Source organism: Algoriphagus taiwanensis (assembly GCF_036245645.1).
GTDB lineage: Bacteria > Bacteroidota > Bacteroidia > Cytophagales > Cyclobacteriaceae > Algoriphagus > Algoriphagus taiwanensis.
Genome location: NZ_BTPE01000007.1, coordinates 1 through 25,912 on the forward strand (window position 1 = coordinate 1; position 25,912 = coordinate 25,912).

The following is a 25,912-nucleotide window of genomic DNA, read 5'->3' on the forward strand; positions in this document are numbered from 1 at the left end:
GAAGAATGAAGCATGAAAAAAGGGCTCCGAAAAACGAAGCCCCTTCATTCCACTTGGCAGATTCTATTGCTGGTAAGTTGCTCCTCAGCAGAGCTTATGTCCTCTTCAAACCTGCACGGGATTTTAAGAAATTTTCTAATCAAAGGCACCAACTATTTTTGACCACATTACCGGAAATACTATTTCCCTCCCATCTGATCCACTCCCGTCATTTCCCAATGACCCAAGGCAATCGGAATACTTCCAATTCCATTCAGCTGATCAAAAAAGTCCCGAAGCCGAAACTCCTCTCCTTTTTCTTCTTTGATTCTGGCGTAGTCAGCCAAAGCATTTTCCAAAAGATATTTTCCGGTAATGTAGCTCGAGCCATAGCCAGGCTGACGCATGTAGAGATGTTGCTCAAAAAGCAGAAGCTCTTTCTCCGTCTTCATCCAGCCTCTCGGAGTGTAATTTGAATGAATTCCTCCGGCTTCCACCATCGTCATTTCATTGGCTTGGGCATACAGGGAACCCAGACCCCGAGCTGCCCGCTGAGCAATCATGATGTACACAATCTCCCGAGAGCGAGGCGAGTCTGCATACAATCCCGCATCCATAAACATCTCTTCCACGGCTGTAGCAGTCCCTTCATTTCTGCTGTCGAAAATATTATACAAAAGCGGTCCTCTTCGAATGAGACTTTTGTAAGGTTCGTTGTCCATAATAGCCAGCTCAAACCAATGGTAGAAATGAGAATAAAGTGGAAGCGGATCGATATGCATTCCGATGTAAAAGAAGTTTCGCTTTTCCTCAGGAACAAAGCTGCCTCTGTGCTCCCGCAAAGCCGGTTCGAAATAATCCTTGACGGTCAAAATCTCCTCTTTCTCCAAGAAATCCATCATTTTCTGAATGGACTTTTCGGTCAGTTGCTCAAATTCCTCCGGAGTATTGGCGGCCTTTAAAGGAGGAAGGTTCCGGTTTTGATGTTCTTCCAGTTTTAGTGAATTCCAAGCTCGAGCCAATTCCCTTTTGAGAATCATCACCTCATCCTCCCAAGTCAAAGGCACCAAGTGTACATTTTGGAGGTACCAGGTATAATTCTCTTTCCCGATTCCAGAAGGTCCGTCCTTCTTCGGAGCCTCTTCTTCCAGCCACTTGACCAAGTCCTCCGTGGAGCTAATGGCTTCTTGAATGGCTTGGGCCAATTCTTGATTTTCTTTCACTCCCGGGAAATCCAAAATCTCCTTTAAGTCTAGGACCTGCTGACTGATGGTAGGAATTCCCGCAGCCCAGAGCTCTTTTGCATTTCCAGTCAAGTTCTCTTTAGCCTGGGTATTCAGGGAGGAGACGGCTTTTATTTTTTCCAAAAACTCTCCGCTTTTTTCAGCTTCTAATGGAAAGGAATACTGCCAAACTTCCACTACACCATGATGAGTCGGACCTTCATGGGCAGGCACATCACTTCGCTCCATCCAGATGGACTTATAAAATGCAGGGTCTCGCTCCCAAGGTTTCAAGATTCGATGATTGAAATCAAAGCCGTTCATTTCCGCCCATACAATCCTCCAATCTACCTGTTCGGGAATGCTCCAGCCTGAGGTATCCATTTGAAGAAGCTGGCTTTGCAGGTCTTTAAATTCAGGAATGCGTTGCTCAAAAGTGGATTTTCGATAATCCGGTGCACCTTCAAGCTTCGGAGGATTTTCAAATGTCCGCCATTCCGAAAAGAGAGCCTCTAAGTCTGCGTAGGTAGCCGGAGATTTGATATCTGCGTTTGCAGTGTTGTCTTTTTTCTCACAACTGAACAAAAGCACGGAAAAAAGGAAAAGGGTAAGAAAGGAAAGGTTGCGCATAGAATAGAATGGTGGTAATTGGGAAAAGGAAAGATAAGCCCTGAATTTTCAGGATGCAACCCTCGAACCTTAAAGCAAAAGCCTGCTTTTATCCCTTTGCCAGAAAATCCTGCCCGATTAGAATTCAGGTTTTTTATTTCCCTCAGTTCCTGTAATTTTGGGCTTCCTAAAAATTGAATCAATTATCTAGTTTATGGCATATTTATTTACCTCAGAATCAGTATCTGAGGGGCATCCTGACAAAATCGCTGACCAAATCTCTGACGCGCTGATCGATAATTTTTTGGCTTTCGATCCCAATTCCAAAGTAGCCTGCGAAACCTTGGTGACCACAGGTCAGGTTTTTTTGGCCGGAGAAGTGAAATCTGACATTTATCTGGACGTACAGAAGATCGCACGGGATGTCATCAACCGAATTGGCTATACAAAGAGTGAATACATGTTTGAGGGTAACTCCTGCGGGGTGCTCTCAGCCATCCACGAACAGTCTGCTGATATCAATCAGGGTGTTGAGCGAAAGAATCCCGAGGAGCAAGGTGCAGGTGACCAGGGGATGATGTTTGGCTATGCCACCAACGAGACGGAAAACTACATGCCTTTGGCTTTGGATCTGTCCCACATGATCCTTCGCGAACTGGCTGCTCTCCGAAGAGAAAACAAAGAAATCACTTACCTCAGACCTGACTCCAAGTCTCAGGTGACCATCGAATACAGCGATGACAATGTACCTCAGCGAATCGATGCGATTGTGGTTTCCACGCAGCATGACGACTTCGATACAGAAGAGGCCATGCTGGCAAAAATCAAAGCTGACATCATCAATATTCTCATCCCTAGAGTAAAGGCTAAGCTCAAGCCAGAGTTGCAGAAGCTGTTTACATCCGAGATCAAATATCATATCAATCCCACCGGGAAGTTTGTCATCGGTGGACCTCATGGGGATACCGGCTTGACCGGAAGAAAAATCATCGTGGACACTTACGGAGGAAAAGGAGCTCACGGAGGGGGAGCTTTCTCCGGAAAAGATCCTTCCAAAGTGGACCGCTCTGCGGCCTATGCCACTCGCCACATCGCAAAAAATATGGTTGCGGCAGGTATTGCTGATGAAATGCTCGTGCAGGTATCTTACGCTATCGGAGTGGCAGCCCCTATGGGTATCTATGTCAACACCTACGGCACTGCCAAAGTAGGAATGAGTGACGGAGAAATCGCCAGAAAAGTGGAAGCTATTTTCGATATGCGACCTTACGCAATCGAACAGCGACTGAAGTTGAGAAACCCGATCTATGAAGAGACTGCTGCCTATGGACACATGGGTAGAAAAAACGAGATGGTGGAAAAAACCTTCTACTCACCCTACAGAGAAGCTGTTACCAAAAAAGTTGAACTTTTCACTTGGGAAAAGCTGGATTATGTGGACAAAATCAAGGCTGCATTCGGAATCTAAGCGATTCTCAAATGACTTAAAAAACCTGGCTTTTTGCCGGGTTTTTTGCTTTTTTACTCTAACCTTTTGGACTTACGATTTAGCCCTTGTACATGAAACATCTTTTTCTTTTCAGTTTCTTCCTTGTTCTGGCTTTTAATGGCTTTGCCCAACAATCAATTTTGATTCAGGAGAATTGGATCAATTCCAGAAAATACTATTCCCAGGGAATACATCTGTCCAAAACGGAGGTTGCCGATGTGATGAAGGATTACCCCAAATTGCAGGAGGAGTACATCAAGGGGAATAAAAAACTCAATACGGGTATGTGGTTTATGATCTCCGGGGGAGTAGTAGCCACGAGTGCAATAGTCTGGATCTATTCCTATCCGGATTTTGGGCTGGAGGGACTATTTATACCTATGGGAATAGCTGCCGGACTGCCCTTTTTCCTGATAGGCAGGCAATTCCGGGTAAGTGGTAGATCCAAAATCGATTTTGCCATCTCTACATTTAATGACTCCCAGATGGATTTAAAGAGGAAAAAATCAGAAGTATACTTGAATATCTCCGCTGCGGGTATTGGTCTTGGACTTTCTTTTTAAAAAAACTTTAGTCATCTTAAACTTATCTCAAGTTCATCCCGTAAAAATTGAATTAAAAAGAGTTTATGGGCAAAACAGTTTTTACTCTCCTTTTCCTCTTAGCTGTTTGCGCCAGCGCCCAAGGTCAAAACCCCATTCAGATAAGGGAAAACTTTTTCAACAACCCTAAATTTTTCAGCCGAGGTCAAGAGCTTTCATCAGCACAGGTTTCGGAAATGCTCGTTCCATTCGCCCAAGAAAAGCGGGATTTTGATGAAGGAATCAAGCAAATGAAAACGGGCTCGGGATTGAAGATAGTTTCATTTGCCACTCTTGCTGTAGGATTGGGAGTCCTATTTGCCAATGCAGATGATCCCTATGCCTGGAGAATACCCCTGATTACTTCATTTGCTTCTGTTGGATTGGGATTTACCGGATTTTCTCTCCGAAAAAAAGGATATAACCGGATCAATTCTTCCATTTATCGATACAATTATCAAAATAACATACCTCCTCCCTCCGCCTCTTTGGGATGGACCGGCAATGGTCTTGGGCTTTCCTTTAAATTCTGATCTATGAGGACTTATCTACTCGTCTGTGCATTTTTCTTAGGAATAATCACCACCCAGGCACAAGAAACTCCAATTCTAAGAGTTGACGTGAGACAGAATCTTCTCACCCAAAAGATTGACATTCTGGATGGTCCCAAAATGCTAAGCCAACCTGAAATCAGAACTATTCTTCAGACCAATTCCGATGCCCTTTACATCTATGAAAAATCTTTAAACAAGCAGAGGATTAACAATATTTTATCCTTCGTTGATTTGGGTCTTTTTGTAGGCACCACTGTTTTGGCCTTTGCCCCTCAGCAGCAATCCTCTCAGGTGAGCAACTTATTCTGGCCTTTCTTAGTGGGAAGCTTGGCTGTGGGAATCACTTCGGGTTTTTTCCGAAGGGAAGCCAGAAATCTGGCAAGAGAGGCAGTCGACAGCTATAATTTTGGTTTGACTCCCAATCGTCCATCCCTTTATTTCGAAGAAAATTCAATTCCTCAACAAGCTATTTTTTCGTTTCATATCCCAATCCGGTAAGTCTGTGTCAGTTAAAAGTCCTCCCTTTGACCTTTTTTATGTCGGACTGAAGCTATTTTTTTCTGAAAAAATCAAAGCTGTTCTAAGGGCTCAACCTGCCATCTAAAAAAGAATTGGTTACAAAAAGGCCTAAAATCCTGCGATTTTGGGCTTTTTGATGTATATTAGTTGATCACCTTTTAATACAAAGCAGCTTACATGCTGCATTTCTGTTTTTTATCTATTCCCTTATGGCAAAAACCATCATCGTCTCCAACAGACTTCCTATTTCACTCCGTCACCGAAACGGAAAATTTGAATTCAAACCCTCAGCGGGAGGATTGGCTACCGGCCTTGGCTCCATCTACAAATCCGGAGAAAATATCTGGATAGGATGGCCGGGCAATACCATAGAAGACCCCGAACAGCGAGCCGAGATTATTCTTGAGCTTCACGAGCTAAAAATGGCTCCGGTCTTCCTCTCCAAAGAGGACGTAACCAAGTTTTATGAAGGCTTTAGCAACGAGACCCTTTGGCCTGCCTTTCACTATTTTACGCAATACATCGAGTACAACCCTGATCACTGGGAATCTTACAAGGAAGTCAATCGGAAGTTTTGTGATGCCATTCTGAAAAAAGCCGACCCGGATGACACCATTTGGGTTCATGACTACCAGTTGCTTTTGCTTCCCCAAATGCTCAGGGAAGCTTTGCCGGAGGCTACCATTGCTTTTTTCCAACATATCCCCTTCCCATCCTATGAGATCATGCGAATGATTCCCTGGAGGAAAGAACTTCTCGAAGGAGTCTGCGGGGCGGATTTGATTGGCTTTCACACCTACGATGATATGCGTCACTTCCTTAGTGCAGTAGGAAGAATTACAGGCTTATCCAGCGAGAGTGGCTATATCCAAGCAGAAAACCGGATTATTAATGTAGACTCTTTTCCTATGGGTATTGACTATGGGAAATTTGTCAAGCAGGCAAAAAGCAGAAAGACTCAGAACATAGTCAAAAATTTCAGGAATCAGGTTGGAGATCAAAAACTCATTTTAACCATTGATCGCCTGGACTACTCCAAAGGCATTCCCCAACGAATTCATGCATTTCACGATTTACTGAAAGACCATAAGGAACTCCACGGCAAGGTATCCATGATCATGATCGTGGTGCCGAGTCGTGACAAAGTCAAATCTTACAAAGAGCTTCGGGAAGAAATCGATCTGCTAGTGGGCAGAATCAATGCGGAATATTCCACCCTCAACTGGGTGCCTGTCCATTATTTCTACCGAAGTTTTCCATTTGAAGAGCTCAGTGCCTTTTACAGCATGTCAGATATTGCTTTGGTCACCCCACTTCGGGATGGGATGAACTTGGTATGCAAAGAGTATGTGGCCAGTCGAGGAGATCAGGGGGGTGTTTTGATCCTTTCTGAAATGGCCGGTGCATCCAAGGAGCTCCGAGATGCCATCCTTGTCAATCCCAATGATCGGGAGGGAGTAAAATCAGCCATCTATCAAGGTCTAAAGCTCGATGAATCAGAGCAAAAAACCCGGATGGCTTCCATGCAGGAAGTCCTGCAGCGGTATGACATATTCCAATGGGTCAAAGTATTCATGGACCGACTTGAGCATGTCAAATCCAAACAAAATGAACTCACCTCCAAGGAAGTGGACTCCAAGGTGGAAAGAGAAATTTCGGATAAGTTTCAAAGTGCCAAAAATCCGGTTTTATTCTTGGACTACGATGGTACGCTGACGGGCTTTGTGGGAAATCCACAAGATGCCAAGCCGGACACAGAGCTTCGAAATCTGGTCAAAAAACTCAGCCAAAAGGCTCAGGTCGTGATCATCTCAGGAAGAGACAAGGACACTTTGGGCAAATGGTTTGAAAACCAAACGGTAGACCTCATAGCCGAACATGGGGTATGGGTGAAGAGAAAAGAGGACCCCGCCCAGTGGGAATTGTATGCTGAGGTAGATGATTTTTGGAAAGAGGATATCCGAAAGGTGATGGAGTATTACGTGCAGCGGACTCCAGGCGCATTTATCGAAGAAAAACACCACTCTCTAGTTTGGCATTACCGAAAAGTGGAAAGTGGTCTCGGAGATTTGAGGATGAGAGAACTTTTTTCCCACCTCAAATACATGGCTCGTGGACACAACTTGCAGGTATTGGAAGGCAATATGGTCTTGGAGATCAAGCGCCCGGATATCAATAAAGGACGGGCTGCGAGTGCCTTGATGAAAGGGGAAACTTACGATTTCATCCTGGCAATCGGCGATGATTGGACGGATGAAGACACGTTTAAGGCTATGCCAAAAAATGCCTTTACCATCCGGGTAGGCTATGCCTATACGCAGGCCAATTTCAACATCAAGTCTTTTCAGGAAGTCCGAAACTTGCTGGGAAAGCTGATTTAAGCCTTTTCATCTTCAGCACTAAATCACCAAAAGCCCAATCTTAAAGAAAATTGGGCCGATCCAGCTTTTTCCCAATCCGGAAAGCAGCATTCATCAATCCTACATGGGAATAGGCCTGAGGGAAATTGCCCCACTGACTTCCGGTGGCTTGATCTACATCTTCAGAAAATAGGTTAAGGTGATTGCAATACTTGGTCAGCGTCTCAAACCCTTCAATCGCCTCGTCCAGCCTATTCACACAGGCCAAGGCCTCAATGTACCAAAATGCACAAATCAGGAAGGTAGTCTCCGGTACACCGAAGTCATCCATGTGTTTGTATCGGTAAAATAGGTAATCTTTTGCCAAAAGATCCTCTTCCAAGGCCTTGAGATGGTCATTGGCCCGCTGAATATCTCTTCCAAAATACCCCATCGTGATCAACTGAAGCGTAGATGCATCCATATGCTTGGACCCTATGGCCTGCGCATAGGCCTTACGGTCAGGAAGGTAGCATGCCTCGATTTTTTTCACCGCTTCATCCCTCAGCCGAATTGCCTTGTCGTACATGAGATTGTTTTTCAGGCGAGTGCCGATCTTGGCGGCGGCACAGGCTCCTGCCCAGTGGAAAAGAAAGGTATAGCAGTGCTCCTGAGCCAGATTTCTGAATTCCCAAAGCCCCGCATCCTTCTCGTGCATGGTCTTTTCGATTTTGTCCAAAAGATTCATGATCATCGGTTCGGAATAGCTCTTTTCCTTTGCTGTAAAGCGCTGATCAGAATATAAGGGAAGCAAGGAAACCAAGACCTGACCGTAGAGGTCGTTTTGGATATGGGTGTAGGCCTGATTGCCAAATCTCACCGGCTGATTGCCGAGATACCCCTGAAGATCAGAAATCTCCTCCGTCAGCAAGCTGTCTCCGGTAATCGAATACAAAGGCTGATACCGTCCATCCGCCCCAGTTGGAAGATTCTGGATGTATTCGAAATATTTCTCCAACTCCTCGAAGTGCCCCACGCTGTTAAATGAAGTAAGGGTATAGTAGCTGTCCCTAATCCAGCAATAGCGGTAATCCCAGTTTCGGGTAGATCCCGGAGATTCTGGAAGGGAGGTGGTAGAAGCGGCGATGATAGCACCCGTATCCTCGTATTGGTGGATTTTTAAAATAAGGGCTGACCTCAATACCAGTCTTTGGTGAAAGGTGGAAATACTCGTGGACTTCACCCAAGATTGCCAATATTCAGTGGTGGCTTGCAGGAATCGCTCGCTGGTAGATTCCACAGGAGCCTCAAGGGGTCTTCCATAGGTAAAAACCAGATAAACCGGTCGCTGCAGCACAAAAGCTTTCCCCTCGCAGATATAGCTCAATGGAGCATTGGTGGTCAGGCGAATTTCCTGATCCTGCCCCATGTAGCGAATATGATTGCTGCCCATACTTGGAGTAAGTTGCTTCGCTCCTCTTTCCCATACAGGCTTGCAGGTGATTTTCACTTTTGGCGCTCCTTCGAGAGGCTCTAGCTTTCGGATAAGCATCAGGGGCTTGAAGTATCGGTCAAAATTCTTGAACCGAGGAGCAAAATCAGTCACCCGATAGCTTCCTTGCTTACTCTTAATCGTCGTCTCAAGGATATTGGTGTTTTCCAGATAGTTCTGTGTGGATTCAAAGTCCTCCTCGGGCAAAATGGTAAATTCCCCACCCCGCTCTTTGTCGAGCATACTGCCAAAAACAAAGTCCGAATCAAAACGGGGAAAGCAGAGCCAGGAAACATTCGTATTCTTCTGAATATGGGCGATATAAGAACAGTTTCCGATTAGCCCAGAGTCATAAATATGCGAGTTCATCAATAAATAATTAAAGTGAGAAAATGAAAAAAGGCTACTGGGTATCCGGCAATAAATAAAAATTAAGCCCTGAATCCAAAAGAAACAGGGCTTTTTAGTCTTGCATTACTTTCTTGAAAAAGGATTTTTTCCCAAAAACTCCTAAAGAAAATGGGGGAAGTAACCACCTAAATTCCTTGAAGAAAAGCCAAGAAATTACTTCTCCAGCATCAGCCAACCCCTAGGGTCTACCACTATGGTTGTGCTACTTTTCACTTCCGCACCTTTTTTCCCGACACTCACACGCTGAATTCCCTCGGAGGTCTCCACCTCCACAGGCATTTCAAAATCAATGCCTTGCAAAGAAACCACATAGCCGTCTTTTCCCTTTTTGGACACTTTTACTTTGGGAAGGGAAGTGGTGTAGAGATACAGATCAAAAAATCCGCTTAGGTCTTGACCGGTGAAACTCTGGATGAAATCGGTGAAATCCCGGGTATTGACCAGATTTTGATAAGTAAATCTTTCATCCATGACAAATGCCTTGACCGCAGGAAAAAACATTTCATCTCCTAGCACGCCTCTGAGAGAATGAATCACCATGGCGCCTTTGGTATAGATCTCTGGATGGTAGGCCTGCTCCTCGGTCGAATTGGGTGGACTCACCACCGGCTTGGCATGGGGAATATTCCGGGATTCGGATTTAACCTTAGCAAAGTAGGCTTCTGGGCCTCCATGCTCCCAATAAAACAGCCAATCACCATAGGCAGTCAGTCCCTCGTGAATCCACATATCGGCCCAGTCTCCCACCGATACCTTGTTGCCAAACCACTCGTGACCCAGCTCATGATGAAGCAGCCAATCGTAATTGACCCCTCCCATTTTCACAAACTGAAAATTATTCCCGTATGCATTAATGGTCTGATGCTCCATGCCCAAATAGGGAGTTTCCACGACCGCGATTTTGTCCTTGGGAAAAGGAAAGGGGCCAAAATACTTTTCCTGAGTTGCTGCACTGATTTTCAAAACCTCCAAAAGCTCATCTGCCCTGGCCCGGTTTTCCTGCAGGACCCAAACATGCATGGGAATCCTATCTCCGGAAATGGACTCAAACTCCATTTTTGCCTCCTGAAATACTCCCAGCGTAAAATTGATATTGTAATTATTGATCGGATAGGCAGTAGACCAGTGATAGGAAACCTTATCGCCTTGGTCTTCTGCTTTCGTCAGACGACCATTAGATGCTACAAAATAGGGTTTGGGAGCTGTAAAAATCAGATCAACCCCTTCTCTGGGCTCGCTGGAAGGATGGTCCAAAGCAGGCATAAAGATTTTCGCTCCTTCTCCCTGACTGGAGAGCCCCATCCAGTGATTGTCCAGTTGGTCCTTCTCCCAAGTAAACCCACCTGTCCAAGGCGGGTTTTGTGCAATTGGTGTTTTCCCTCCATAAAAGACCTGTACTTGATCGCAGGTACAATCAACTGGTAGGACATCCAAAATGTCATTTTGATGGAAAAATTTGACCTCTTTTCCATCCATCAACACTTGGCTTACCTGATAGACATCGATCAGCTGAAACCTCAACGTGTCTAATTTTTCTACGGTGGAAAAAGTGATTGTATTGGACCCTTGGATGGATTGACTCTCCGGGATCAGTTCCAATTCCAATCGGTAATGCCTGATTTTCATCTTGGCCTGAATCGGATCAATCGGCCCTCCCCAGTCCCAATTTTGAGAAAAGGAAAAAGGAATAGTTGCAAAAAAGAGGAGGATAGAGAGATACTTTTTCATCTGTTTATACTTGTTTTTCACCTATCAGATTAAATCTCACCTGATTTACTTTCATTGTGGTGGGTGTCGACTCTGATTTATTGATTGGAAAAAGCTTCAAGATAGCCTGAAAAGCATTTCTTTCAAGTGTACCCCGAAATTCTCTGAGTATTTTTCTGACACTTTGCTGAAGCCGAACTTCTCATACAGGTGCACGGCTGGGTCCAGGCCTGAAGTGGTGTAAAGGTAGGCTCCGGTGTATCCTTTTTCCTTATAAAAATCCATCCAAGCCTTCATCAGCTGATTGCCCAACCCCAATCCACGAAATTCTTTTTCCAACACAAAATACCGGAGTTGAGCCTGATGGTCCGGCCTATGCATCAGGCAAAGAAACCCCACCATTTTACCTTCTGCCTCTACGACCCAAGCCCGGTCTTTATCCGGATCATATTGCCCATAAAACTCCACCAAGCTCTCCAGCACATAGGCCTCAAAGCCCAATCCAAAGCCCTGCTCCTGGGAATAGATTTTGGCATGGAGCCAGGCTACCTGACTGAGGTCACCGGGAAGGAGAGTTGTCCGTATTGAATAATTTCTATTGCTAACCATTCCAGTCCAATAAAAAACCGCCTGAGTGAATCAGACGGTTTCGTTTTTAGTCTTCAGCGTAGTTAAAGGAATCGACTTGCTCCTTTACCCAGTCGTGGTATTTGCTTTTGCGGTAAGTGACCCATTCTTCCTTGTACTTGGATCCATCGATCAGAAACTTAAAACCAGTTGCTGCTTTTGGTTTGCTCAGTGCATCGACCAGATCTTCTGCGAGATTTCTTTCTTTGACTTTGCGATCGATGAAATCCTGCATCATCTGATGCTCCTGAGCAGGCTCCATTTTGGTGAATTCCGCAAAATTGTCCGGGTTTTCTTCGATCTCATCCAGGATGTCTTCTTCGTCTTCTGTCAGATCGTAATTGAAATAATCCTCGTCGTCAGGCATCTGATGGACCTTTTTTCTATCGATTTGATAGAAGCAGACCATTCCTTTGAGAAGTTGGGAGGCTATGTAGTCTACCTCCTGATTAGAAAGGGAAAGCATGTATGGTTTTCAATGGTTGTTGAAAAATAATGAAAGTCGAAATTTCATCAAATTGTTTGACTCATTACAATCAGCGGGCCAAAAAAGATCATCCCTCTTTTTTAATGATTTTTTGAAGCAGAGGGATATTCAGTTCGTGTCCGCCTTCAAAGGTAAGCTCGCGGACTTCTTTTTCCAATAGGCCGAAAAAAGCCCTTTGGGATTCTATACTCTCCGCGGTGATCAATTCATCTTGGGTGCCAAAGACCATCTGAATTTCCGTATTTCGGAATTGATCTCTTGCCTGCTCCAAGATCAAATCATGAGCAAATCCTCCTGCCCAAAGAATCATCTGCTTTACGGGCTTGGTCCATCGCCCTGCCCATCGGGTAGCGGTGGCTGCGCCCTGAGAAAAGCCTAGCACGTGGATTTCGGGTGTTTGGGAGAATTTTTCCAAAACTTCCTCCATCAATAGATCCAAAAACCGGTGATTGTTGGCAATGGCTGTTTCACGTTCATATCGGGTCATCCAATTGGCCCCCACCCTCCCTTGAAAGTCTTTCAAATACCCATAATTGGTGCCTTCTGGAGCCAAAATCAGGCGGTTTTCATCAGCGAACGGCAAAAATTTTCGGATAAAAAACTCCGACAGCTGTCCATACCCGTGAAAAACAAGCCAGATTTCCTGCTCTTTTCCTGTAGGTTCATGAGAAATGGAATAAAAAGCCTCGTAGGGAAAAGTCAGTTTCTTTTTGTCCATTTTACTGGTTGAGGTCATCAAATTTTAGGGGCAAAAGATGCGAGATCCCCGGGATTCGCAACACATTTCCATCTGACTTCAGGATCAAAAGCGTAATCGGCTTGCCAAATCGGTTTTCCACTTCATTGATCGTCTGTCGGCAAATGCCACAGGGAGAAACACCCGCCCAATCTTCCTCCCCTCTCCGCTGAGCCACAACGGCAAGCATAACAGGTGCGGAATCGGGAAAATTAGCCCCTGCATAGCCCAAAACCAATCGCTCTGCACAAACACCTGTGGGGAAGCTGACATTTTCCTGATTGGAGGACTGAAGGATTTGCCCATTTTCCAGAAGAACTGCAGAACCCACATGAAAGCCCGAATAAGGCGCGTAAGCCCGCTTGGAAACTGATTTTGCACTTTCCAAAAGTTCTCTCTCAGCAGAGTTTAACTCCTCCGGAAGCAGTTCCTCCAGTTCGGAACTCAAAGTAAATTTTTTCACAAGTACATTTTTGGTTGAGGGAAAACCTAACGATCAAGGTAAGGAAATGTTCAACAATTCTGAGCTGATCCCCTTTTCGGACAGAAAAATTATGCGAATTTTCAGGAGAAATCCAGAATAGATGAAGACCATAGTGATTCTTGGGGCCGGAAAGTCCTCGACCTACCTGATTGATTACCTCGCTGGCACTTGCGGCCCGGAAAGGCAGCTTATCCTGGCTGATCTTGACCTCAGCAATGCTCAGGCTAAAATCCAAAATAAGCCATTCACCAGCGCAGTGGCCATCCATACTTCCGAGGAAAGTCAAAGAAAGGCATTGATTGCTCAAGCGGATGTGGTGATATCCATGCTGCCGGCATTTATGCATCCCATTATAGCCAAGGACTGTCTGGAGCTGGAAAAGCATTTTTTCACCGCCTCCTACGAAAGCGAGGAATTGAGAAAAATGAAGCCGGAAATCGAAAGAAAAGGGCTTCTTTTTCTCAATGAATGCGGCTTGGATCCAGGGATTGACCATATGTCTGCTATGAAGATCATCGACGAGGCGAAAAGCCGTGGAGAGGAAATTTTATCCTTCAAGTCCTATTGCGGAGGTCTCTTGGCCCCCGAATCGGAGGACAATCCCTGGAAATACAAATTCACCTGGAATCCTAGAAATGTGGTCTTGGCAGGTCAAGGTACTTCCCGCTACATTGAGAAAGGAGACTACAAATATGTTCCCTACCATCGCCTTTTCGGACGAAATGAAACATTAAGCTTTCCTGGTCTAGGAAACTTTGATGGATATCCCAACAGAGATTCGCTAAGCTATCGATCAATATATGGCTTGGAAAACATCCCGACTTTGCTCAGAGGCACTTTGAGAAGAGAGGGGTTCTGCAAGGCTTGGGATGTCTTTGTCCAACTCGGGATGACTGAGGACAGCTATTCCATGGAGCTACCCAAAGGATGCACTTTTAGGCAGTATCTCAATGCCTTTCTTCCTTGGCATGAAGCCCTCACCGTGGAAGAGAAGCTCGCCGATCTGATTCCGGATTTGGATTTCCCCACCTTCGAAAAGCTCCAATGGCTGGGACTATTCGATGATCGGCCTCTACCGCTTGCAGAAGGAAGCCCCTCCAAAATTCTTCAGGCCATTCTGGAAAAGGAGTGGGCACTGAGACCGGAAGACAAGGACATGATCGTCATGCAGCATCTTTTTGAAATCAAGACTAACCATGGCATCAAAAAAGTGACTTCGAGTCTGGTAAGCTTTGGGCAAGACGCCAACCTGACCGCTATGGCCAAAACAGTGGGATTACCTTTGGCTATCGCAGTCGATCTGTTTTTGAAAGGAGAAATCAGCCTATCCGGACTCCAAATCCCTGTCATTTCTGAATTGTATGAGCCGATTCTTTCTGAATTGGAAAAATTCGGGATTCGATTTGAAGAAAAGACGGAACTGAATACTGACTAATTCCCAATCATTAGGAAAAAACTCAGGGTCTCCAGTCTAATGGAGCATCTACCACTGCCCCCGGCACTTCCCTGCAATCATCAGGGATAATGGATTGGTTTTGGACAAAGCTCAACTCGTCTTTCCTAACATAAATCCTGGAAGTCTGCTCGGAAGCCGCCATGAAATACCCCAATACCACCTCATCGGGATCATCCAAGCTGATCATATTTCCACGGATAGTAGCCGGCGGCGGATCAAAAATCGACCCGCTGATCTCAGCCTGCTGCTTAACCAATCTCAAAAATCGATAGGCTTCCTGAGAAATTCCATACTGACTTACATCCACCCGATAGGTATCCAAAAATCTCAATCCATCGTCCTCGATGAAGGCCACAGGAACTCGGGTATTTAGTCCATTAAAGTCATCATCCACAGCGATGAAAAGACTTTGGTTATTTGAAATCTCAGTTCGATAACAGACACTACAACAGTCCTTGGGCTGAGGATCGCGGGATGGATTCGTTTCTGTAGGTCTGGGGGTGAAAAGATCTGGACGCGTCTGAAGAATGTAAACGGCAGGGCCTGTTCTCCAGAAGTAATAGTTGTTTTGATCAGCGGGATCGTCGATTTCTGCGATGAGTTGGACTCCAGATCGAGGAGGGTTTCCTCCCGGCTGAGTGATGACCAAGGTTCGGCTTTGAAGGTTTTGAATCGGAGGTACTGCTTCCACTCGCTCAGGAAAAGAGGAATATAATTTCCCCTCTGGAGTCTCAATAAACAGCGTATATGATTTGCCTACTTCTGCGGAAAAATCCGCTGGAGTAAAGTATGAACCTCTAGACTCTTCACTTTCGGTCAGAAACACCACTTTTCCCTCCTGATCCCTTACCAAGACAGTAGCGCCCGTAATTGGCCTAATCAAAGCCTCAAAGCTACTCCCGTAGGTGGCACTTCTCGTCAAGGTGACCCGATGGGGACCCGGCCCCGAGTGAATCAATGCATCCACAGTAAGCAATTGCTCCCCTTCAGGTACTTCTACCGGAAATGGATCAATGCAACCTCCAAGGAGCATCAGGAACAAAAAGTATAGCTTTAATCTCTTATTCATTCGGATTCCAATCGAAAGGCGGGTCTATTGTAGCGTTGGGTACTACTCTGCAATCATCAGGAATAATCGCCCTGTTTTGCTTGAAGGTCAACTCAGCCTGATCCACGTAAATTCTTTTTGAAGCCTCTCCTGCAGCCATGAAATAGCCCAAAACCACCTCATCAGGATTATCCAGAGAGATCATATTGCCTCTGATATTTGCAGGAGGAGGATCGAAAATGGACCCGCTGATCTCAGCTTGCTGCTTGACCAACCTTAGGAAGCGAAAGGCGTCTTGAGAGATGGAGTACTGATTGACATCTACCCGATACTTATTGACAAACCGTAGCCCATCATCCTCCACAAACCCTACTGGAATTCGTGTACTCAACCCATTGAAATCATCATCTACTGCAATAAACAAGCTTCGATTGTTGGGAATATCTGTGCGATAACACACCACACAGCAATCTTTAGGCGCGGGATTTCTTTCAGGTGCAGGGGTGGTATATAAGTCTGGTCTAGTCTCAAGAATATAATTGGCAGCTCCCAATCTCCAGAAATAGAAGTTGTTTTGATCTGCCGGGTCATTGATATCAGCGATAATCTGCACTCCTGAGCGCTCGGGGCCACCCCCGGGCTGAGGAACTACAACTGTACGTATTCCCAAAGATTGAATCTCAGGTACTGACTCTACACGCTCTGGAAAAGAAGAATATAATGTTCCTTCGGGAGTTTCGATGTATAGCGTGTAAGCCTTACCAATCTGTGCTCTCCAACCTTCAGGAGTAAAATAAGCTCCACGTACTCCTTCTCGTTCACCTAAGAAAGTCACTTCACCATCATCACTTCTCACAATGACTGTCGCACCCACCACTGGCCTAATCAAACTCTGTAAGTCACTGCCATAGGTCGCACTTCTAGACAATTGAATAATATGCGGTCCCGGTCCTGAATGAATCAAGCCCTCCACAGTGAGTAATTGCTCTCCCTCCGGCACTTCCACCGGAAACGGATCGATGCATCCGAGAAGGAAGAAAAAAACCAGGTAAATCCAATTTTTTGACATCTTCTCAGAATTTAATCGCATAACTCAAACTAGGTAATGGCACACCCAAAAGGGCAAGTCGCAAGGACTGAGGAGGTAATCCTGGTGCATCTCCAAAGAAAATCGAATACGGGTTCTTTCTTCCCAATACGTTCAAAACTGAGAAAGTCCAATCTCCCTCAAAGAATTTACCGCTACCTTTTAGCTTGAAATTGGCAGCAAAATCGATCCGGAAAAAGTCCGGCATCCGGTCTTGATTTCGGTTGTCAAAATATGCCAAACTATTTCCTGAATAGTCAAACTTAGCCTCAGGGAATGTCACCGGTCTACCCGTACTATAGGCTACTGTGGCCGAAATAGAGGTATTGGTGCTGACTTTATAATTTCCGATGACAGTCAGGTCATTAGGCTTGTCAAAGTTGGACGCATACCATTCCCCGTCATTGATGTTTTCCTCTTCATAAGGAGTAATTACTCTTCTCAGGGCTCTGGAATAGGTGTAGGAAATCCATCCCGTCAATCTTCCTAGATTTTTCTTGATATATAGTTCTGCTCCGTAGGCTTGTCCCTGAGCAGGAACCAGTTCGGTCTCGATATGATTTCTCACGATGAGATTTGCTCCATCTTTGTATTCCACCACATTCTGCAAATCCTTGTAGTAAAACTCAATCGAGGTTTCGAAGATGTTTCCTTTGAAGTTTTTATAGAATCCCAAGGAATATTGATCTGCTATCTGAGGCTTGAGGTAGTTATCGCTGAGCTTCCATAGATCGAATGGAGCTATGGTAGCTGTATTGGATATCAGATGGATAAACTGATACATTTTATTGTAACCTGCCTTGATGGAAGTAGACTTGTTGAAAGAGTAGCGAATGGAAGCTCTTGGACCTAGGCCGTCATAGCTTTGAATCACTTCTCCATCGGCATAGTTGATCTCACCGATGGCACTTCCATCGGAAATGGGCTGATTTTCTGCATACTGCCTTACAGTCCGGGCACCCAAGTATTGGTAGAAATCATAACGTAGCCCGTAGGAAAACCCGAGCTTTTCTCCCAGCTCAAATTCATGCTGAAAGTGTCCCGCCATTTCTCTCCCGAATTCATTCTGCACTTTCCTTGGCAAGACTTCCCCTTGCTCTCCCGGTATCAATTCTCCTGGCTGAATCTCTATTTGCTTATATTCTCCCCCGAAAGTAACCTTGTTGGTTGGTGAGAAATTATAGCTTACAAACAGCTTCCCTCCTAAATCCAGAATGTCTGAATTGATCTGAAAATCGTTGATTCCAGAACGGTTGAAAACCCCAAAATTATAGCCTGAGTAGAATCCCAAAGCCTCCATGCTTAGCTTTTCGCTGAGCTTACTCTTCCACTGAAGGGAGTGAGCTGTATTTTTCCAGGAAATAGTAGTGTCCGATGCAAAGGCGAAGTCATCGTAGCTGGTATAGTAGCTGTACATGAATTCGTTATTGTCTGAAATCGGAGCACTGATCACCAAATTCCCATCATAAAAATTCGCATTGGAATTGTTCAAAACCGGGTCAGTCAGGGTCTGAAGGAGCCAATTGATGTACGAAATTCGGAATCCACCCAAAATCGACACTTTGTCCTTGATCAATGGGCCATTTACTGAGACTTTGCCGGTGTAAGTTCCTGCCATCAAGTCTACCCCCCATTTGTCTACACTTCCAGCCTTAGGGATGATATCTAATATCGCCGAACTCCTCCCTCCAAATCGCGCAGGAACTACAGCTTTGTACAGGGTCACATCATTGACCACATCTGGGTTGAATGCTGTAAAAAGACCAAACATGTGGGAAGGATTGTAGATCGGTGCTCCTCCAAACTGAATGAGGTTTTGGTCAACACCTCCACCACGAACGTTCAGCCCAGAAGACGCTTCTCCCACTTGGCTTACCCCTGGCAAAGTCGCCAAGGACCGGACGATATCCACTTCCCCGAAGAATGGAGGAAGCTCCCTCATGGTATTCATACTTAGGGTGACAGCACCCATATCTGTGGACCGGATGTTTTTCTCAGGATCTCTACCATAGATCACGACATCATCCAGCTGAAAATCTTCCTGAATCATCCGAATGGAAATACGCCCATCACCTACCGCTGTGATTGGGTAATCGATCGTCTCGTATCCGACATATCGGAAGGTAAGGTTATACTCTGCCCGGTCAAGCACCAATTCAAAAAAACCATTGGTGTCGGTAATTCGGGTAAGGTCTAGCTCAGGTACGGTAATCGTGGCGCCAACCAAAGCTTCCCCTGTAATCTCATCGATAATTCTTCCGGAAATACGGATTCCTTTGAGCTGACCAATGTCACGACCTACCACTATCCGTTTTGGTGGTTCCGCATTTTGCTGGGCCAAAGAAGCAAAGCCCGAAAAAAGGAAAATCAGAAATAGTATTTTTTTCATCATGGCTGTGCTTAAAGACCGTTTGGATCGAATTTGAATAGTTCCAGTGGCAAGTCTCCGGTGACGGAAACTTCTGGACCTCTGAGGATGTAGATTTCACCTTGGTAGACGAAAGAACCCAGGTTAATGCTTCTTGGGAAGCCTTCAAAAGAATTTTTTGCTTTCCAGGAAAAGGTAGTAAGATCCAGCTCGAAAAATTCCTGACTTCTTCTGTAAAGGCCTACCCAAGCTTTGGCTCCATCTACAGCAGCCATTCCATAGCCTTCTCCCAAACTTCCCGGATATACCGCTTTAAAGGTCCAGCTATTGGATACCGGATTGAATTCATACAGTTCTCCGCTTGTGTTCACCACATACCCTTTGTTTTGATAGACAAAATGAGGTGTGCCTAAAAAAACTGAAAAAGGAGTATTTCCTATTTGAGTCCATGATTGGGTAGCAGGAGAATATTTCCAAATTTGATTGCTCCCAGGATCAATTCCTCCCATCACATACAGGTCGCCGTTGATTTCCATAGCAACCTGCTCTCTTCCTACAAATGGAAGATCAGGCAATCGCTCAAAAGTACTTCCGTTGACCTTAAAGAAAGACTGGTCAAAAGAAAATGAATTAAACCCAAGTTCTTCAGCTCCTCCTCCCAGATATCCAGAAGTAGCAAAAGCAAAAGACCTGGAATTCCCTGGAAAATTAACTTCTGTCCATGAATCTGTAGCCGGGTCAAAGCGTTGGATTTTTGTGTAGGCTGAGGAAAGCCTTATACTTCCCAATCCCACATGAAAGCCTGCTTGATTGGTGAAGGATACGGTATTGTAAATTCTGACTGATTCGGGAAACTGACCGATTCGGGTAAATCTCCCCGCTTGATACTCGAATGGCTGGGTAAATTCCACGGTTGCTCCCTGGATCTGAATACGAATCGGCACTAAAGTATTTCCTGTAGCAGGAGGGATTCTGACCGTAAGTCTTGATTCAAATTGATTGCTGATGATCTGAGCCTCCTGATCTCCAAAAAACACCCGGGTATCTTCTGAAAGATTTCTTCCCCGAATAGTCATTATCTCCCCTGCTCTGGAAAAAGAAGGAGAAAAATCATCCAACTGTGGAGAAAGAGTCTGGATGGTAATGGCCTCTCCAAAGAGCTGCTGACCATCTACTTCAGAAAAAGCTTTTACCCAATATTGTTGATCTATATTCAGTCCGAAAGTTTCGCCGATGAATCGGCCCGGACCGTCTTTAGTTCCCAGAGAAATGGTAATGGGAGATGTGAAGGCTTCAGTCTCGGCTATCAGAAATCCGTGGTCGGTAGCAGTGACTTCTCGATTGGTAATCAATCTACCTGAAAGTCTGACGTTGCTCCCTCCGACGAAAAGCACATCCTCGGTTGCCACGATGACAGGCGTTTCAATTTCTTCAGTACAAGCCCATCCTCCAAAGAGCGCTAGTAAAAGGCTCAAGGATAGTAATTTTCGCATGGAATTCGGTAATTAAATAGCTGGCAAAAATAGAAAAAAGATTATTCTTGGGTCATATTTGACTTAAATAGAAGGACATTTTAGCATAAATCAAAAAATCTGTTTGATTTTGGATCAAAATCCCAAAAGAAATCCTGAAATCAGTCGGGAATAAGACGAAGAAAAACCTCCATCCCTGTCTTTTAAGACTAATTCTTCTTCGGTTTTACAAACAGATGTCTTTCGGAACTGAGCCACCTCTCTGATTATCCGGGAATCTGCCGAGTCCTTTACCGAGATTATTTTGCCGGGAGAAAAGGATTTCTTCACTGCCAAGCCTTCAAATTCTTTCATCTGTGCCGGAGGTAAAATCACCCAAAGACTCCCTTCCTCGGTCAACAACTTGACGGCTTTTTCCAATAAATCCAAAAAGGACAACTCATCGGTATGCAAAGCCTGATTTCTTCGGGGATCACTGGCTTTGAGATGGTTGGGAAAGTAGGGAGGATTGCTGACCAAAAGGTCAAACCGATCCTCTTCCGGAAATTCCTGAAATCGACCTTTGACCAGTTTGAGCCTGCTCGAGAATGGGCTTTGGGCAAAATTTTCAGCAGCCTGATCTGCAGCATCTTCATCGAGTTCAACAGCCTGGATTTGGGCTTGAGGGTAGCGCTGGGCCAAGATCAAGGCAATCACACCTGTGCCCGTGCCGATATCCAAAATTTGACTTGGTGACTCTTCCTGTATCAACGTGCCAAGCAAGACAGAGTCTGTGCTGATCTTCATCGCACAGCGGTCTTGCTCAACCCGAAATTGCTGAAACTGAAACCAAGTATTACCCATCAGGTCCTGGCACGGCTAAATAGACGGGAACGGAATCTTGGCTTATCTTCCATGATATTCAGGTCCTCTTCTGACACCCGTTTTACACTCTCTATGGTGTAAAAAGCTCGCTCGTCGCACTCCTTCACCATTCCGATAAAAGTCTGCAGCTGGTCTCGCTTCATTACGGTAAAGAGAAGCGTGACTTTGCCATATCTGCCCTCCGCGCCCACACTGGTAAAGCGATAATTCTTTTCCTTCATAAAATCCATCAATTTGGGAATGGGATGAGGGGTAATCACTCTCACCAAAACCCGGCCCAAAGCTAGCTTTTCATCCAAAGTCATCCCCACATAGGTCCCCATGGCAAATCCTCCCGCGTAGGCGATGTAAGAAAAAGGATTGTTCACATTCTGAAAAATCTGCCCTATCGCCAATAACCAAATCATGGCTTCAAAAAAGCCTAAAACGGGGACTATCGACTTCTTTCCGTTCATCATAAACATGATTCGGAGTGTATTGATAGACACGTCACCTATCCTTGCAAAAAATATCAGCAAAGGCATCAGGACGTAATTGAGCAACTGATCAGAAATACCCAAGGAATGGAAGAAATCTTGCATGGGAATAGAAAGATGGGATGTGCAAAATTAGCCCTTTCGGCGGCAAGGAAGGCAAAAGCTGTCAAGAATCTGAATTAGATTTTCCGATCTCTCCCGGCAGGCAGTCCAAAAAAGATAAACTGAACCGTCATCACAAGGAGAAATCCAATGAGCAAATTCCAATTGGAAAATAGGTCCAGCGAAATCCCAAAAAGCAGAGGGCCCAAGGCTGCCAATACATACCCGGCAGATTGTACCATACCAGAAAGCCTCGAAGTGGTCAAGTCATCGGATGTTCGTAGAGAGATCAAGGTGTAAGCGATGCTAAGACTGGCCCCACTTCCTATTCCAATAATGGTCAAAGCCAAAAAGGAAATCCATTCCTGATGCAAAAAAAGCGCAGAATAGCCCAGCAAATATCCGATACCTACGATCAGTATCACCCTCGACTGCTCCTTCAGCTTCATCAGCAATCCAGGGATGAAAAAAGTACCGATCAAGGAAATCAATTGCAGATACGACAAGGCCAAGCCTGCTTTGGAAGGAGACATTCCCCGGGCAATAAACATATCCGGCAGCCAGGTGATCATGGTGAAGTACATCACAGACTGGGCTCCCATAAACAGGGTCACCTGCCACGCCAGCTTGCTTTTCCATACATTTTTTCCAGTTGAGGCACTACTTCTTCGGGGATTGGTGCTGGAACTAAGTTGGGGAATCCAAACCACCAAAGCCAAAATCATCAATACCACCCAAGAGGCCAAAGAGCCCCTCCAACCCCAATCCCAAGCTTGAGCCAAAGGCACACTTACCCCGGATGCAATGGCGGCAAAAAGGGACATTCCGGTAGAGAGAATAGCGGTGAAAAGCCCGATTTTCTCAGGAAGGCGAGCTTTGAAAAAGGGAATCATCAGCACGTTGGCGATCACGATCCCAATCCCTGTCAAGGCAGTTCCAAGATAGAGCAACTCAATGCCACCCAAAACCCGAATGACCACCCCTACTGCCAAAAGGGCTATGCCTGCAAAAATAGCCCTCCCAAGCCCCAGCCTCTTTCCAATAGCCGGAGCAAAAAGAGAAAATACAGCAAATGTGATCAGGGAAAGGGTGGTGAGAAATCCTGCCAGACCATTGGAAATCCCCAAATCTTCCCTGATAAATGGGATCAAAGGCCCAACCGATGCAATCGAGGTTCTCAGATTGATCGAGATCAAAATGATTCCGAGAAATAGGAGGGCTTGATTGGAGGGTTTGGACATGAAACGAAGTTCGATTTTGGATTTACGATTTACGATATTTTAAAAAACCTCAACCCACCTATTCAATGCTTTTATTTTCGAAAAGGAGAGTTGAAGTTCCTATTGATGTCGTAAATCGTCATTCGTAATTCGTAAATAATTTCGAACATCGAATGCAGAACGTTGAACTTTGAACCTTGGACTGTTTGGTCCACTCAAGATCTACTTTCCACCAAGTCCTTCACACAGTCCACCCAAGTGTCGTTGGAGTTGAGACTTGGTACCAGTTCCCAATGCTCGCCTCCTAGCTCCTCAAACTGCTCCTTGTATTCTTCACCCACTTCGACGGTAGTTTCTAAACAATCGGCCACAAATGCAGGAGAAAAGACCAGTACTTTTTTCACTCCTTCTTTTGCCAAATCCTTGATCATATCCTCGGTGTAAGGTTTGATCCAAGGATCTTTACCCAATCGGGATTGGAAGCAAGTCACCACTTTTTCCTCAGGGAGTCCAAGCTTTTCGGCGACCAATCGGGTGGTCTGAAAGCATTGCGCCCGATAACAGAATTGGTTCTTCAGCCCATACTTGTTGCAGCAGGCGCCGAGCTGGCAATAGCCCTCCACGCTTCCTTTTCGGATTTGACGCTCAGGCAAGCCGTGATATGAAAAAAGGTAGCGATCGTATTCCTGCTTTTGCATAGCTTCCCGACCCAATTCGGCCCAAGCCTCAAGGAAAAGCGGATGATCGACATAATTGCTGATAAAGGAGATTTCAGGGATGATCTGCCAGGTGCGAACTATCTCCATCACCTTATCGATCACCGAGCCATTGGTAGCAGAAGCATACTGAGGGAAAAGGGGAAGAACAATGATCTTCTTTACTTTTGCCTTCATCAGTACTTCCAGCCCCTTTTCAATGCTCGGATTCTGATAGCGCATGGCTATGGACACCAGATATTTTTCGGGATCCAGTTTTTGGATGAGTTTATCTCGGAGATCTTCTGTGTGAAAAAGCAAGGGAGACCCTCTGTCAGTCCAAAGTTTTCTGTATTCTCCGGCGGACTTGGGAGCCCGGAATGGGGCAATGATCAAATTGACCAGCATCCACCGAGGTATCAATGGAAAGTCGATCACTCGTCCATCCATCAAAAACTCTCTAAGATACTTTCGTACATCTCCGGTCTTGGTACTGTCTGGAGTTCCTAAATTGACCAATAGAACTCCGATTTTTGCTTTGCTTTTACTCATGGGTGATTTCAGATTCCCTAGGAAAAGCCCAAAAATAGGCCCTTTGTTCGAAAAAAACCGATGGAAACTTTCAATGACCTATTTTGAAGAGGAGGACAGCTTGAGATTTTCGGCCCAGCCCATCAGTGGACCGGAAAGGATACTGGACAGAAGCGCCAAAATCACCAATCCAATAAACAGGGATTCAGAAACCAAGCCATATTCTAAAGCTATCAACCCAAGAATGATGTCCATACTTCCTCTTGTACTCAATCCAAAACCCACTACCATGGATTTGTTCCTTTTCAGTCCTGCAAAACGGGCTCCCAGGTAGGCTCCAAAATATTTGGTCAGCAAACCTACAATTACCACCACACCCACTACTCCAAGGTCAAAAGCTTCAATGAAATTGACCTTCAATCCGATACTCACAAAAAAGATCGGAGCGAAAATATTGTTGATAAACTGATGGAGAATCTCCTTGGCTTTCTCTGTCAAATGCTCTGAATCGCCCAATGCCACCCCAATGATAAAAGCACCGAAAATGGCATGAATCCCGATGAATTCCGTGAAGGAGGCGGCCAAAAAGCAAATCGCCAAAGAAAGAGAAAGTAAGCCTCCCGGCCATGCCAGGTTTTTATTGGTCCAAGGCAAGACTCTGTTGATCAGCCCTTTGCCTCCGGTCAGCATAAATACAGTGAAAAACAGCGTAAGCCCTATGGTAGGCCAGACTCCCAATCCTTCTTTGCCCGATTCCGAAAGAGAAAGGATCACCGAAAACACGATCCAACCCACCACATCTACTACCATGGCACCTGCAATAATGAGCAAGCCTGTTTTGGTTTTGAACAGGTTCAAATCCATAAGCACTCTCGCCACTACCGCCAATGCTGTAATAGAAATGGCCAAACCAAAAAAGGTAGAAGCCACTATCCGGTCATTGATATTGACCCCCAAAAACTCCGGGAAGGCATAGGCTACCACAAATCCGGCGATAATGGGCAAAGCCATAGAAGTCAAAGCGATCTTGAGGGCATTTTTCCCTTGACTCCAGACCACTTGCAGCTCCACTTCTATCCCTGCGATGAATAGGAGTAAGACCACTGCAATCTGGACAAAACCATCCAAAGCGATATTGGTCATGGTATGCGAGCTGAAAAGACTCGAATAAAAATCAGGCATCAGCATACCCAAAATAGTCGGCCCAAGGATGATTCCAGCTAGAATCTCCCCCACTACGGCAGGCTGCTTGAGCTTTCGGGCTATTTCAGAAAACACCCGTGCCATGATGAGCATAGATGCGAGTTGAAGCAGAAGGTTAATGACCTCCTTATGGTTTAATGTTTCCATGGAGGC

At 45.3% G+C, this 25,912-nt stretch carries 22 protein-coding genes; 6 read left to right on the top strand and 16 right to left on the bottom strand.

What is annotated here, in order from left to right:
• Window positions 1-179 precede the first annotated feature (179 nt).
• Window positions 180-1,832 (bottom strand): hypothetical protein, encoded by a 1,653-nt coding sequence (locus tag AAA938_RS10915; protein WP_338228764.1) that lies wholly within the window; start codon window positions 1,830-1,832, stop codon window positions 180-182.
• Window positions 1,833-2,025: 193 nt separating this feature from the next.
• Between AAA938_RS10915 and metK the strand changes: the two genes are divergently transcribed.
• From metK to AAA938_RS10940, 5 genes are all read left to right on the top strand, one after another.
• A complete protein-coding gene (gene metK, locus AAA938_RS10920; RefSeq protein ID WP_338228765.1) occupies window positions 2,026-3,279 on the top strand; it encodes a methionine adenosyltransferase in 1,254 nt (417 codons plus the stop codon).
• A gap of 92 nt (window positions 3,280-3,371) precedes the next feature.
• The gene (locus AAA938_RS10925; protein WP_338228766.1) at window positions 3,372-3,863 is read left to right on the top strand and encodes a hypothetical protein; all 492 of its coding nucleotides are present in this window, start codon (window positions 3,372-3,374) and stop codon (window positions 3,861-3,863) included.
• 65 nt (window positions 3,864-3,928) lie between these two features.
• Window positions 3,929-4,414: a hypothetical protein gene (locus tag AAA938_RS10930; RefSeq protein WP_338228767.1), complete on the top strand. Its 486-nt coding sequence runs from the start codon at window positions 3,929-3,931 to the stop codon at window positions 4,412-4,414.
• A 3-nt stretch (window positions 4,415-4,417) separates the two neighbouring features.
• A complete protein-coding gene (locus AAA938_RS10935; protein ID WP_338228768.1) occupies window positions 4,418-4,933 on the top strand; it encodes a hypothetical protein in 516 nt (171 codons plus the stop codon).
• A gap of 230 nt (window positions 4,934-5,163) precedes the next feature.
• Complete coding sequence (locus tag AAA938_RS10940) at window positions 5,164-7,335, top strand: bifunctional alpha,alpha-trehalose-phosphate synthase (UDP-forming)/trehalose-phosphatase (protein WP_338228769.1); 2,172 nt, start codon at window positions 5,164-5,166, stop codon at window positions 7,333-7,335.
• A gap of 40 nt (window positions 7,336-7,375) precedes the next feature.
• Here AAA938_RS10940 and AAA938_RS10945 read toward each other — a convergent pair whose 3' ends face one another.
• The 6 genes from AAA938_RS10945 to AAA938_RS10970 all read right to left on the bottom strand — a co-directional run bounded on the left by AAA938_RS10945 (window position 7,376) and on the right by AAA938_RS10970 (window position 13,216).
• Window positions 7,376-9,154, bottom strand: a complete 1,779-nt coding sequence (locus AAA938_RS10945; RefSeq protein WP_338228770.1) for a glycoside hydrolase family 15 protein — start codon at window positions 9,152-9,154, stop codon at window positions 7,376-7,378.
• Between the two features lie 195 nt (window positions 9,155-9,349).
• Complete coding sequence (locus AAA938_RS10950; RefSeq protein WP_338228771.1) at window positions 9,350-10,924, bottom strand: M1 family metallopeptidase; 1,575 nt, start codon at window positions 10,922-10,924, stop codon at window positions 9,350-9,352.
• A gap of 96 nt (window positions 10,925-11,020) precedes the next feature.
• A complete protein-coding gene (locus AAA938_RS10955) occupies window positions 11,021-11,512 on the bottom strand; it encodes a GNAT family N-acetyltransferase (RefSeq protein WP_338228772.1) in 492 nt (163 codons plus the stop codon).
• 46 nt (window positions 11,513-11,558) lie between these two features.
• Window positions 11,559-11,996, bottom strand: a complete 438-nt coding sequence (locus AAA938_RS10960) for a UPF0158 family protein (RefSeq protein ID WP_338228773.1) — start codon at window positions 11,994-11,996, stop codon at window positions 11,559-11,561.
• Window positions 11,997-12,084: 88 nt separating this feature from the next.
• Window positions 12,085-12,735 (bottom strand): alpha/beta hydrolase, encoded by a 651-nt coding sequence (locus tag AAA938_RS10965; RefSeq protein WP_338228774.1) that lies wholly within the window; start codon window positions 12,733-12,735, stop codon window positions 12,085-12,087.
• 1 nt (window position 12,736) lies between these two features.
• Window positions 12,737-13,216 carry a cytidine deaminase gene (locus AAA938_RS10970; RefSeq protein WP_338228775.1) on the bottom strand — a complete coding sequence of 160 codons (480 nt, stop codon included), beginning with the start codon at window positions 13,214-13,216 and terminating at the stop codon, window positions 12,737-12,739.
• A 121-nt stretch (window positions 13,217-13,337) separates the two neighbouring features.
• Between AAA938_RS10970 and AAA938_RS10975 the strand changes: the two genes are divergently transcribed.
• Complete coding sequence (locus AAA938_RS10975; RefSeq protein WP_338228776.1) at window positions 13,338-14,672, top strand: saccharopine dehydrogenase family protein; 1,335 nt, start codon at window positions 13,338-13,340, stop codon at window positions 14,670-14,672.
• Between the two features lie 22 nt (window positions 14,673-14,694).
• On the opposite strand, the gene AAA938_RS10980 is transcribed toward AAA938_RS10975, so the two are convergent.
• The 9 genes from AAA938_RS10980 to AAA938_RS11020 form a co-directional block, all read right to left on the bottom strand.
• The gene (locus AAA938_RS10980; protein WP_338228777.1) at window positions 14,695-15,762 is read right to left on the bottom strand and encodes a DUF4249 domain-containing protein; all 1,068 of its coding nucleotides are present in this window, start codon (window positions 15,760-15,762) and stop codon (window positions 14,695-14,697) included.
• A complete protein-coding gene (locus AAA938_RS10985) occupies window positions 15,755-16,810 on the bottom strand; it encodes a DUF4249 domain-containing protein (RefSeq protein WP_338228778.1) in 1,056 nt (351 codons plus the stop codon). The genes AAA938_RS10980 and AAA938_RS10985 overlap by 8 nt, the downstream gene beginning before the upstream one ends.
• 4 nt (window positions 16,811-16,814) lie before the next feature.
• Window positions 16,815-19,220, bottom strand: a complete 2,406-nt coding sequence (locus AAA938_RS10990; RefSeq protein ID WP_338228779.1) for a TonB-dependent receptor — start codon at window positions 19,218-19,220, stop codon at window positions 16,815-16,817.
• Window positions 19,221-19,228: 8 nt separating this feature from the next.
• Window positions 19,229-20,689, bottom strand: coding sequence for an IPT/TIG domain-containing protein (locus AAA938_RS10995; protein ID WP_338228780.1), 1,461 nt, complete (start codon window positions 20,687-20,689; stop codon window positions 19,229-19,231).
• Window positions 20,690-20,803: 114 nt separating this feature from the next.
• Window positions 20,804-21,511 carry a tRNA1(Val) (adenine(37)-N6)-methyltransferase gene (locus AAA938_RS11000; RefSeq protein WP_338228781.1) on the bottom strand — a complete coding sequence of 236 codons (708 nt, stop codon included), beginning with the start codon at window positions 21,509-21,511 and terminating at the stop codon, window positions 20,804-20,806.
• Window positions 21,511-22,113: a DUF2179 domain-containing protein gene (locus AAA938_RS11005; RefSeq protein ID WP_338228782.1), complete on the bottom strand. Its 603-nt coding sequence runs from the start codon at window positions 22,111-22,113 to the stop codon at window positions 21,511-21,513. Before AAA938_RS11005 ends, AAA938_RS11000 begins: the two co-directional genes overlap by 1 nt.
• A 74-nt stretch (window positions 22,114-22,187) precedes the next feature.
• The gene (locus AAA938_RS11010; RefSeq protein WP_338228783.1) at window positions 22,188-23,351 is read right to left on the bottom strand and encodes a CynX/NimT family MFS transporter; all 1,164 of its coding nucleotides are present in this window, start codon (window positions 23,349-23,351) and stop codon (window positions 22,188-22,190) included.
• Window positions 23,352-23,545: 194 nt separating this feature from the next.
• Window positions 23,546-24,577 carry a ferrochelatase gene (gene hemH, locus AAA938_RS11015; RefSeq protein WP_338228784.1) on the bottom strand — a complete coding sequence of 344 codons (1,032 nt, stop codon included), beginning with the start codon at window positions 24,575-24,577 and terminating at the stop codon, window positions 23,546-23,548.
• Window positions 24,578-24,655: 78 nt separating this feature from the next.
• A complete protein-coding gene (locus AAA938_RS11020) occupies window positions 24,656-25,906 on the bottom strand; it encodes a cation:proton antiporter (protein ID WP_338228785.1) in 1,251 nt (416 codons plus the stop codon).
• Window positions 25,907-25,912 lie beyond the last annotated feature (6 nt).